The sequence below is a fragment of the Crocinitomix catalasitica ATCC 23190 genome, assembly GCF_000621625.1.
Lineage (GTDB): Bacteria > Bacteroidota > Bacteroidia > Flavobacteriales_D > Crocinitomicaceae > Crocinitomix > Crocinitomix catalasitica.
Map to the genome: position 1 here is coordinate 212,837 of NZ_JHXV01000006.1, position 11,335 is coordinate 224,171.

Consider the following 11,335-nt stretch of genomic DNA (forward strand, 5'->3'; position numbering starts at 1 on the left):
AGCTATTTAGAATCTTTTTCGATTTTTATTACGGTTCTTGTTATTATTATTTCTGTTCTTATTGTTATTCTGTTTCTTGTTATTACTGCCATTATTAACAGGAGTAACGGTTTTTAGAATAGAACCAGTAGACGGTAAGAAAGACAAGTCTTCTAAGATAATTTTTCCGTCAGATAGTTTTTTGATATGATCAGCAATTGTTTTATCATCGATAGATTGCGTATTGAATGTCAGATAAAATTGTTTCATCATACAGGCAACAGTTTTCACTAGGGCCTCTCTCTCATCCGGATCTTCCATTTCAATTGCTTTACCAATTAAAATTTCAACGTTTTTCCCGTAATGACCAATTTTGATTTTCTTCTGAGGATAATCTAAAGCTTCTGGCTTTGCGCTCAACACCTCTCTTTTTGGCATTGGGTAAGGTGAATCGACATCTAAATTAAAATCAGACATGATAAATAGATGTGTCCATAACTTCGGTTTGTATTCCTCTACATCACGCAATTCAGGCTTCAATTCCCCCATCACTTTAATAATTGCCTCTGCAACCTTATTTCTTTGCTCTTTATCTGGAATAGAAACAGCGTGATCGACCATCTTTTGTACATTTCTCCCATATTCTGGAATTTGCATTTTTGGTCGCGCTGTATTGTATACGAGCGAATCGTTATCTATCATAGTTTTCAAATTTAAGGTTTTTTGATAAAACCCAATTTTATTTGCATTAATTTCCTGTTAATTCACAATTTTGAATGAATTAAGCTTAGTTTTTAAGTTGTTTCAAAGCACCCTTTAACGAATTACTTGGTAATTTACAAGCGCCTTCAATACAAACAAAAATCATTGGCTCTCCTAAGAATTTACCTTCCAATAATGCCAAATCACTTTTATCTGTTGCACCCAAAACAATTTTGTTTGGAATATAATGTTTTTGCAAAGATTTGGTTAGTGTATTTGACCGGTCACCTGTTATTGCAACCTCATAATATATTCCAGTTAAATTGAGTGCTAATATTCCCCAATTTGAAACACTACTGCCATATTTCGGAAATTCTTGAATCACATTAGCAAGCATTTGTTTTGCAACTTCCTTGTATTCTTTTCTATCTAGAATAATGCCCAATTTATACATCTCGTTCGCCATTACAGAGTTTGAGCTCGGTATTACATTGTCATAAATTTCCATTTTTCTAGCGATTAAACTGCCTTCATCTGAAGTAAAGTAGAACATACCAGATTGATCATCAAAGAAATGTAACTTAGCGAAAGCAGTCAATTGATCCGCTTTTTCCAAATAAGATTCGTCAAAAGTATTTTCGTAAAGCTTTGTAAATGCAGCAATTGTAAAAGCATAATCCTCTAAAAATCCTGGAATAGTACTTTTTCCTTCTTTGTATGTATGAAATAAATGACCATCCTTTTTCATTTGTTTCTCTATGATCCACTTGCCATTTTTAATGGCCATCTGCAAGAATTTTTCGTCATTAAAAGCAGCATATGCGTCTAATAAACCAATTGTCATTAATGCATTCCAAGAGGTTAGGGATTTGTCATCCAGGCCTGGTTTAATACGTTTATTTCGTTCGGTAAGTAATAATTTATTGATTTTGTCTACTTTTTTAGTCAACGCTTCAATACTGAGGTCGCTGTCTGCAGCGAATTTGTCATTTGTAACTTGTCTTAATAGAATATAATTCCCTTCCCAAAGTCCTTTTTTATTTACGTTATAGTATTTTTCTACGAAAGAATAATCCTCGCCAAGTATCGTTGATAATTCGTCTTTTGTCCAAATGTAAAACTTGCCTTCTTCGCCTTCACTATCCGCATCTAAAGCCGAATAAAAAGACCCTTCTTTGGTCATCATTTCTCGTTTTAACCATTCGATAGTTTGGTAAACAACCTTCTTATAAGTCGCGGATTGAGTTCTTTGATAAGCTTTCGCATATAAAGAAACCAACTGTGCATTGTCGTAAAGCATTTTTTCAAAATGTGGAACTTTCCAATTTTCATCAGTCGAATAACGTGAAAATCCTCCGCCAATTTGATCGTAAATACCACCCAAGGCCATCTTTTCAAGTGTTAAATCTACTTGTTGCATTATTTTTTCATCTCCTGTTTGGAAAGCATACTGCATTAAGAAATCATAACTGTTTGGCAGTGGAAATTTTTGAGTTTGTTGACTTCCTCCTTCAGCATAATCTAAGGTTTTTTCCCAATTTTTCACCATCTCATTTATTTCATCACGGTTGAATTTCGTTCCGGTTGTAGATAATGTGATCAATTCTGATTGTTGCACACCTGCAGTTACTTTCGCTGCATACTCCTCCAATTTTTGAGGCGATTTTTCATAATTAAATTGTAAATCGGTTAGAATTTGAAGCCATTGTTTCTTTTCGAAATAAGTTCCTCCATAAACTGGTTGCCCATCAGGTAAAGTAATACAATTTAGGGGCCAGCCACCTCTGCCGTTGGTCATTAATTGAACAGCATCCATATAAACCTGATCAACATCTGGACGCTCTTCACGATCTACTTTAATATTGATGAAATGTTCATTCATTAATGCAGCGACATCTTCTTGCTCAAAACTTTCTCTTTCCATTACATGGCACCAGTGACATGACGAATATCCAATACTAATGATCACCAATTTATTTTCTGCTTTGGCTCTTTCAAAAGCTTCGTCACTCCATGGCACCCAATTGACAGGATTGTGCGCGTGTTGCAATAAATACGGACTGGTTTCATCAATTAATGCATTGGTATGCTTGTGAACAGTAGTGTCCATGTCATTCGTGTTATTTGCTGGTAAACTACCATTCGAACAGGATGAAAAACTAAGACATAAAATAAATATCGTGACTAAATTAAAGATGCGAGAAATAGACATTAAGAATAAGATAGATTAATAAAAGTAAAGATAAGCATCTTAAAATAGAATTTACTTAAAAATTGAGAGAAACAATATAATTCAATTACATTTATATATACCATTTCTTTAAGTTTAAGTATGAAAAGTTTATTTGATCGCATCTTTCTCTTCCAAATTTTAGCATTTTTACTATTGGTAAGCACTAATAATATCAACGCTCAAGATTATTTCCAACAAAAAGTCGACTTTAGAATTCAGGTTAAATTAAATGACAAAACAAATTTTTTAGACGGTTACGAAGAGTTTGATTATACCAATAATTCAAAAACAACTTTAAATGAAATTTACATTCATCTTTGGCCAAATGCATATAAAAATAATAAAACAGCATTAGCAATACAGTTAAATCGGGATAAGAATGATGCTTTAGAAACGGCAAGTGCTGAAGAGCTTGGTTATATCGATTCTTTAGACTTTAAAGTAAACGATGCAAAGGTTAATTGGTCGCTTGACGCAGTACATATTGATATTTGTAAAATCACTTTGAATACTCCGCTTAAACCTGGTGAAAAAATTACGGTATCAACACCATTCAAAGTAAAAATTCCTTCGGGTGATATTTCAAGATTAGGATTCGTTGGTCAGTCTTATCAAATTACACAGTGGTATCCTAAGCCAGCCGTTTTTGATAATGAAGGATGGCATCAAATGCCTTATTTAACACAAGGAGAGTTTTATTCTGAATTTGGGTCGTTTGATGTTGAAATAACGTTACCAAAGAATTATGTCGTTGGGGCAACCGGTGATTTGCAAACAGAAAGCGAGATTGAGTTCTTGTCGAGTAAAGCGAAAGAAACAGCGAAGAAATTTTTAGAAGAAGGATTTGCTGATGAGTCTAGTACTTCCTCATTCCCTCCATCAGCGGAGGATTTTAAGACGATACGATTTACGCAGAACAATGTACATGATTTTGCGTGGTTTGCCGATAAAAGATTTGAAGTTTTAAAAGGTGAAGTTGTACTTCCTAATAGTGATAGAAAAGTGGATACATGGGCGATGTTTGTTCCTGAAAATTATGAAGTTTGGCAAGATGCTGTAACATATATAAATGATGCCTTGTTTTATTATTCTAAATGGAATGGTGATTACCCATATAATCAGGCTACTGCCGTAGATGGAACAATTAGTGCGGGTGGTGGTATGGAGTATCCGAATGTTACTGTAATTGGAGAAACAAGGACGGAAATAGATCTTGAAATAGTTATTGTTCATGAGGTAGGACACAATTGGTTTTATGGTTTGTTGGGTTCGAACGAACGGAGCCATGCATGGATGGATGAGGGGTTAAATACACTTAACGAGATGCGATATATCGCAACGAAATATCCGAACAATTCTTATTTAACAGATATGTTGGGAGGTATAGGTCCAAAAGTCCATTTAGATAGTTTAAGTCACTACGATATGTCAATGCTTACCTATAAATCGGTAGCAGGTTTAGGATTAGATCAACCAATTGAATTGGAAGCTGATGATTATAAATCGATAAACTATGGTGCAATTGTTTATGGAAAGACTGGATTAGCTTTCACTTATTTAAAAGACTATTTAGGAGAAGAAGTATTTGATAAAATAATGAAAAAATATTTTATCGATTGGCATTTTAAACATCCGCAACCCGCTGACCTTCGTGCAGCTTTTGAAGCAGAAGTTAAAGAAGATTTCTCATGGTTTTTTGATGACATTATTCAAACGACTAAACAAATTGACTTTAAAATCAAAAGTGTAAGTCTTGAAAATGAAAAGACGGTTGTAAAGGTTTCAAATAAAGGTCAAATTGCAGGTCCTTGTAGAGTCGATGGATTAAAATCAGGAAAAATTGTCGCAACCAATTGGATTAAGCCGAATGCTGGTGAGCTTATTACCGAGTTCGATGGTGTCGATTTTGATGAGATAATAATTGATAAAGCAGGTGTGATGCCTGATATGAATTCGAACAATAATTATTGGAGAAATGACAAAGTTTTTAATCGTGTTGAACCTTTTAGTTTGGAATTCCTTGCTGGAGACAATGAAGGGAAAAACTGGAATGCGAACTGGTTACCAATCGCTGGATTTAATGCTTACGATAAATTTATGATCGGGATAGCGCTCCACAATATTACTTTTCCTAAAAATAAATTAGAATATACTTTAGCGCCAATGTTTTCTTTTGGACAATCTAACATTGCTGGATTGGCTGATATAAATTATTCTTGGGTACCTGCAAAAAACATTCGAATGGTAACATTGGGAGTTGAAGGAAAAAGTTTCGGACAAGGCCTAACAGAAACGCAAGATGATGCAAGAAATAAGGTAGGGAACTATTGGGTAGTTAGACCCTATTTAAATTTTGCTTTTGGCAAACCATATAAACGAAAAAACAATCTTCAAAATATAAAATTCCTCGGACATATTGTACGCGAAAATTCATTTGAACGCAGTAGAGATTTATATGGAGCAAGTGGATTATATGATTTGCATTATAAAAACGGCAGATCGGATTTCCGTTTAGATATTCGTTTCGATTTTTATACCTCGACAAATATGTTAGAGGACATCGTTTATACAAATCAAGTATTGAATAGTGGATTGACGGCTAATTATAAGCTGACTTATCTAAAAGAAAAAAAGAAAAAGATAGGATTGAGATTTTATGCCGGAAAGAACTTGTTGTCAAGAGGAATTCAGGATGGTCGTTTTGCTTTTTCATTGGGTGGTCAGAGTGGTTCACAAGATGTAACGTACGAACATTATTTATTCGGACGGAATAGAACCTCCGGATTATTCGCTCAACAAAGAATCTTGAATCAAGGAGGGTTTAAAACGGTTTCAAACTTTGGGACATCAAATGATTTTATTACCGCCTTAAATCTAACTATTCAATTACCTTACATTCCTTTCTTAAGTGTTTACGGAGATATCGGTGCTTTTACAATTAATAATAATCTTGAATTAGTAGGCGATGCTGGACTTGCAATTGAGATTGGTGACATCTTTGGAGTGTATTTCCCGCTTTATGAAACGCCAAATTTAAAAACAAGTACAGCAACCTTAGGGAACTATATGCGAACAGTGCGATTCACCCTAAACATGAATGGTTTAAACTTGAATGAAATTGTTCCAACCGCCCTATTGTAAAAAGAATACGATTTATAGAGAATATCCAATTATAGACTAATTAACCGCCTTAACAGGTGGCGAATTTATAATATAACAAGTTGTGAGTAATTATAATTTTTCAAGTCCAAATTGAGTAATCGACTTTAAAGAGCCTGAAGATGTTTATAATTATGCAGCGTAATAAGTTAGTAGTTAAATAATCTGTCTACTTATATCAGGGACATACATGACACGATCAACAAACAACGCCTAATCAGCCTACTTCATCTTCCCTCTTTTGCCTTTACTCATTTGCGCCATTCTCATTTGATTTTGAGATGTAGCTCTTCCCATTTGTTTTTTAAGACCTTTGATATGATCAGTTAGCATACCTTTAGTATCTAGTTTCTTCGCTTCATTCAACATCGATTCTGCTTCTCTTCGTCTGCCAGTTTGTAAACAAATAGCACCAATACTTAATTTTGCCATGGCTTGGTCATAATCTTTTTTTAAACCAATGCTTAAAGCTTTTCTAAAATAGGATTCTACTTGGCCCATTGATGAACCTTGCGAATTTACATGACCCATTAAAAAGAAATAATACGCTCTTTGTCCTCGAAACAAGTATTGAGGTTGTTTAATACGGCCTAAAAACTTTTTAGCCTTCTCCATATTTTGTTGACGCAGTTGTAAGGCAGCCATGATTAAATTTTCATTTCTGAAAATAAACAGCCCTAAAATTGCCGTTATAAAAATAAACATGATTCCCCAACCCCAAGATCCAGAAGCGAATAGGAAAATAGTGAATAATAACGAGCCTAATGTTAAGGCTCCTTTAATAATTAATCCAAACATTCTTTATGATTTTATTTTTTGATTGTTGCAATACATTTCAATTCAATAGCAATTGGTGTAGGCAGGCTGTTGATTTCAACAGTTGTTCGACAAGGTTGGTTGTCCTTGAAATATTCTGCATAAACGCGGTTGTAAACGTGAAAATCTCTTTTCATATTAACCAAGAAAACGGTAACATCCACCAACTGATCCCATGATGAACCAGAAGCTTCTAAAATTAATTTCACATTGTCAAATACAGAACGACATTGCGCTTCAAAGTCAAAAGCAATAAAATTACCATTATGGTCAAGCTCTAAACCTGGAACGGCAGAATCGTTTTTATTCGACCCAGCTACTCTTGGACCAACTCCTGATAAAAACAATAATTCACCAACTGTTCGTGCATGAGGATACAATCCTACTGGTTTTGGTGCCTTTGATGTGCTAATTTTTTCAGACATTGCTTAATTTTGTTACAAATATACCCATTTGCTTCAACTTAAAAAGTATGACTTCGAGAATTTCGGTTCTAATGAATTATATTTGTTTTAACTTACTTTTCATCTACGAACATTAAACACAAATAAATGAAGGTTCCTCATCTGGTATCAGCTGGTTTATCATTTTTAATGATTTTGATCGCAGTTTTTTTTGGTTCTAATATTTATCGTGCAAATGAAAATCGGTTCATAACCCATCTCAATGAAATGGATCGCATATCTTATTATGGGATCGCAGATATTCCTGCCCTAACACAAAAGGCGGTAGTATTTACCTTCCCGCTAATATTGACAATTTTTATTTTGACAACTTATATTTTGATTAAAAAACCTTTTCGTATTGTCAGAAATATAGCTATTGGTAATATGGTGATATCGACGATTATAATTGTTCTAAGTTTATTAGTTTTTAACGATCCAATTACATTCGATTTTAGCCTTTGGGGTTATGTGTGGATTACCATGGGTATTATTCTTATAGCCGGGAATATTCTTTCTGTTTTTATTAAAAAATCGACTTAACTTTAATCAAAAGGTTTAATTCGATATACGCTTTTAACAAAAATATAACAGGTTAGTCAATACATTATACAGATAATCAGTCGTTACCGTAGTTGGCACGCCAATTGCAATTTTCATAATATGTTTTACTAAAAAAAAATATTATGATTTCTAAAAAAAGTCCTAAAGCCAACCTTGAGAAAAAAAGGTATGCTTTTTTTCAAATCGGTTTAATTCTATCAGGTGGTCTTTGTTTGGCAGCTTTTGAATATGTATCAGCGAAAAGTGTTTCGCCATATTTTATTGCTGACAAGAATATTCCAGGTACAATTGACGAAGAGCCACCAATTGAAAAAATTTATACGATTGAAGAACAACAGCCGAAAAAACAGAATGTAATCAGGTATGATGATATAGATTCAATTATTCTGGTTGATAAAATAATTGATTTGGTTGCAATAGATGGAGACAAAGATACTACAACAAATATTATTGTAATGACTGATCCTATCCCAGGTGGATCAAGCAGCGGAAAAGGGCCTGCAGTTGATTCTACTTTTTCTGATTTGGATGTTGATGTTCCACCGGCATTTATCGGGGGAGAGGCGGCTATGGCAAATTGGATCGTTGACAATATTGATATTCCAAACTTTTTGATCTCTAAAGGAGGTGTGGTGTATGTCGGTTTTGTTGTTAAAAAAGACGGAAGTATAGATAAGGTAAATATTGTACGTGGAATTGAAAAGCCACTAGACAATGCCGCAATAGATGTTGTAAAAGGAATGCCGAAATGGAAGCCTGGTGAGGTGAAAGGAAAGCCTGTTAACGTTAGTTTCATTCTTCCTTTAAATATTAAGTTAGATTAAGCTACTAAATAATTAGAATTAGAGCCAGCCCATTAAATTGAGGCTGGTTTTTTTATTTCTGAGAATAACATTCTACCGTTATTAGTCGAATGAGATTAGATGTTTGAATTTGTTGGTACAATAATAGGGACGTTTGGAATTCAAGTTGAACCTATTTGATTGCATGTCAGTAATAAAATACGTGTAGAGCAAATTGTCTTCATTTAATATTTGTAAATAGAAATATTTAACATACACGTTTAAAACTGTTTAATGCAGAGTTTCACTTGGAATTTAAGATTTTTTAGAATAGATTTGCCTCCCATGCAACGTTTTTGTTGTTGTTTCGGTTTACAGAGTATAAAATTTAAAAATTATTCGAATGAAATTATTTAAGAGTTTATTGTTTGTCTTATTTGTACAGGCAACCACCTTTGCTCAAGAAGGAGATAGTGAGATCGTTTATGGTTCAGCAACAAGTACTGAAAATTGTTGTATAACTCTTGATGCATCTAGCCCAATACAAGAATATTACAAAGCTGATCTTAGTGTTTTTGGTTTCGAAAATGAAGCTGCAGCAGAAAAATTAATGGGGTTTAAATCAAATAATTTAGTTTCATTAAAAGCAGATTATGCGAATAATGTAATGTTGATAAGAATTCATACGGATCGAACTTCTACACCAAATGATATTGTTTGGTGGAATGATTATTTAAAGAGTATTTGTAAATAAACTAGGATAAAAAAAATTATATGTTAAAGCTAGATAAAATTAAAAACGCCTTTTTGTTTTGTTTATTTATCACAATAGGATCAGTTGCTTCTGCACAGATTGAAGGTGGAAATGGATATGCAATTGGTGACTATGTAGAAATTGCAATTAGTGGTGCAGGAGGACAAGAAGGAACTGCAGAAGGTGCTGGTTTCCATTCAAGAGGCGGTGCTTTTGGCACACCATGTGGTTTCGTTGCAAATCCGGCTAGAGATGGTTGGGTAGATTATGATGGTGATTTCTTTACACCAGGATCGCCTGAAAATGGTTGGGGAATAGAAATTAACGGTGTTAATTACGGGAACAATTATAATATTAACCAAATTATGACAACTCCTGATGGTGCAATCACGCACACAAGAGTAGGTGATTGTATCACTGTCGAATGGGAAGGTGAAGTTGAGGATGTAACGATTAATATTAAGTATCATTTATTTGTTACTGATTTATTTTACACAACAGAAGTGAGTATTTATAACGGTACCGGTGAGGATTTAACAGATGTTTATTATTATAGAAATGTTGACCCGGATAATAATCAACCAATTGGTGGATCTTTTGTAACACAAAATACAATTGTTTCGCAGCCCGGTGACGAATGTCAAAAAGCCTTGGTGTCTGCAGAACAATCAACACCTTGGGATTCATATTTAGGGTTCGGTGCTTTAGGTGATAAGTTCCGTGTTTCTTATAGAGGATTTAGTAATAGAAGTGGTTCTGATATTTGGAATGCTATTGGTCTAGAAGGTACACCAGGTGCTACGGAATCTGGTGATCAAGCAATGTCTTTAGCTCATAAATCAGATATTCCTGATAATGATACAGTTAATTTTACTTTTGCCATCGTTTTAAATGAAGAAGCCTTAGAAGGTGCATTTGCGAGTTTATATTATATCGATTATGAGTCTGCTGGTGGTATTGGTGGAGGTGTAATTAGCCAGTGTAATCCTACAGTTGATTCAGTAACGAGTTGTGCTGGTAATCCTGTTACTCTTACTGTTGATGGACCAAATGCAGGTGATTATGATTGGACTTGGTCTCCAGACTCAGGTTTAACTGAAACGACAGGACCAACGACTGAAGCCTCTCCAACTGAAACAACTACTTATGTTGTTGAAGGAACACCGGTTTCAGAATGTTTAACTTCAGGAATTACGAAAACTATTGTTGTCGTTTATTCTGAAGGACCGCAATTAGAAATTACTGATCCAGGACCGTTCTGTGAAGATTTTGAATTAGATTTATTAGAATGGATGGATTTAAATGATACTGAAGATGCTGTCTGGAATTTCTTCTCTGAAAGACCAGATAGCGCTAAACAAGTTGATCCTTTGTATGAAGATGATTTTATGGGACCAGATGATGAAGTTTGGTTGATGATTGGAGATACAGCAAATGGCTGTTTTAGTACTATGCGTGTTATCATTGATTTTGGTGGACTTGGTGCAGCAGGTGATGATAATACAATCGAATTATGTGGTGAAGACGGTGTAACTGTTGATTTACATGATTTAATTAGTGAAGGAGCAAATCCATTAGGAAGATTTAGAGAGGTAACAGCTTCAGGACAATTTACAGCTGGTACAGGTGTGCTTGATGTTGGTGGTCTAGGTGGTACTTATACATTCGAATATACTGTAACAGGTGTTGCTCCTTGTCCAGATGATGAGGCAATATTTACAGTTATAGTTCACCCACAACCAACTGCAGACTTTGAATATGAAGTAACAATTGATGGTGTTACATCATCATCAGCAGATGGATTAGGTAGTACTTGTTTAATTAATGAAATTGATTTTGTTGACGGAACAAGAATACCGGGCGGAGAAGATTATGAATGGTTTTGGAATTTTGGAGATGGATC

The 11,335-nt window shown here is 34.4% G+C and carries 9 protein-coding genes; 5 read left to right on the forward strand and 4 right to left on the reverse strand.

Going from position 1 to position 11,335, the window contains the following annotated elements; translation table 11 throughout:
• Positions 1-6: 6 nt before the first annotated feature.
• Both T367_RS0104910 and T367_RS0104915 read right to left on the reverse strand, forming a co-directional pair.
• A complete protein-coding gene (locus tag T367_RS0104910) occupies positions 7-681 on the reverse strand; it encodes a DUF4290 domain-containing protein (RefSeq protein WP_027418845.1) in 675 nt (224 codons plus the stop codon).
• Between the two features lie 85 nt (positions 682-766).
• Positions 767-2,791 carry a thioredoxin domain-containing protein gene (locus T367_RS0104915; RefSeq protein ID WP_027418846.1) on the reverse strand — a complete coding sequence of 675 codons (2,025 nt, stop codon included), beginning with the start codon at positions 2,789-2,791 and terminating at the stop codon, positions 767-769.
• A gap of 222 nt (positions 2,792-3,013) precedes the next feature.
• On the opposite strand from T367_RS0104915, the gene T367_RS23670 reads away from it, so the two are divergent.
• Positions 3,014-6,055, forward strand: coding sequence for a M1 family metallopeptidase (locus tag T367_RS23670; RefSeq protein WP_051568354.1), 3,042 nt, complete (start codon positions 3,014-3,016; stop codon positions 6,053-6,055).
• A gap of 240 nt (positions 6,056-6,295) precedes the next feature.
• Here T367_RS23670 and T367_RS0104930 read toward each other — a convergent pair whose 3' ends face one another.
• Together T367_RS0104930 and T367_RS0104935 are read right to left on the reverse strand one after the other, a co-directional pair.
• Positions 6,296-6,871, reverse strand: coding sequence for a tetratricopeptide repeat protein (locus tag T367_RS0104930; RefSeq protein WP_027418847.1), 576 nt, complete (start codon positions 6,869-6,871; stop codon positions 6,296-6,298).
• Positions 6,872-6,882: 11 nt separating this feature from the next.
• The gene (locus T367_RS0104935) at positions 6,883-7,314 is read right to left on the reverse strand and encodes a RidA family protein (RefSeq protein ID WP_027418848.1); all 432 of its coding nucleotides are present in this window, start codon (positions 7,312-7,314) and stop codon (positions 6,883-6,885) included.
• 126 nt (positions 7,315-7,440) lie between these two features.
• Here T367_RS0104935 and T367_RS0104940 point away from each other — a divergent pair, with 126 nt between their 5' ends.
• The 4 genes from T367_RS0104940 to T367_RS0104955 form a co-directional block, all read left to right on the forward strand.
• Positions 7,441-7,875: a hypothetical protein gene (locus tag T367_RS0104940; protein ID WP_027418849.1), complete on the forward strand. Its 435-nt coding sequence runs from the start codon at positions 7,441-7,443 to the stop codon at positions 7,873-7,875.
• A 143-nt stretch (positions 7,876-8,018) separates the two neighbouring features.
• On the forward strand, positions 8,019-8,720 hold the full coding sequence (locus T367_RS23675; RefSeq protein WP_027418850.1) for an energy transducer TonB: 702 nt from the start codon (positions 8,019-8,021) through the stop codon (positions 8,718-8,720).
• 361 nt (positions 8,721-9,081) lie between these two features.
• Positions 9,082-9,432, forward strand: a complete 351-nt coding sequence (locus T367_RS0104950; protein WP_027418851.1) for a hypothetical protein — start codon at positions 9,082-9,084, stop codon at positions 9,430-9,432.
• Positions 9,433-9,452: 20 nt separating this feature from the next.
• A partial coding sequence (locus T367_RS0104955; RefSeq protein ID WP_027418852.1) for an immunoglobulin domain-containing protein occupies positions 9,453-11,335 on the forward strand: 1,883 nt, incomplete at its 3' end.

Bases quoted from the DNA above. Each gene is read 5' to 3' on its own strand.
- T367_RS0104910 (WP_027418845.1), bottom strand. From the start codon at position 681: ATGATAGATAACGATTCGCTCGTATACAATACAGCGCGACCAAAAATG.
- T367_RS0104915 (WP_027418846.1), bottom strand. From the start codon at position 2,791: ATGGACACTACTGTTCACAAGCATACCAATGCATTAATTGATGAAACC.
- T367_RS23670 (WP_051568354.1), top strand. From the start codon at position 3,014: ATGAAAAGTTTATTTGATCGCATCTTTCTCTTCCAAATTTTAGCATTT.
- T367_RS0104930 (WP_027418847.1), bottom strand. From the start codon at position 6,871: ATGTTTGGATTAATTATTAAAGGAGCCTTAACATTAGGCTCGTTATTA.
- T367_RS0104935 (WP_027418848.1), bottom strand. From the start codon at position 7,314: ATGTCTGAAAAAATTAGCACATCAAAGGCACCAAAACCAGTAGGATTG.
- T367_RS0104940 (WP_027418849.1), top strand. From the start codon at position 7,441: ATGAAGGTTCCTCATCTGGTATCAGCTGGTTTATCATTTTTAATGATT.
- T367_RS23675 (WP_027418850.1), top strand. From the start codon at position 8,019: ATGATTTCTAAAAAAAGTCCTAAAGCCAACCTTGAGAAAAAAAGGTAT.
- T367_RS0104950 (WP_027418851.1), top strand. From the start codon at position 9,082: ATGAAATTATTTAAGAGTTTATTGTTTGTCTTATTTGTACAGGCAACC.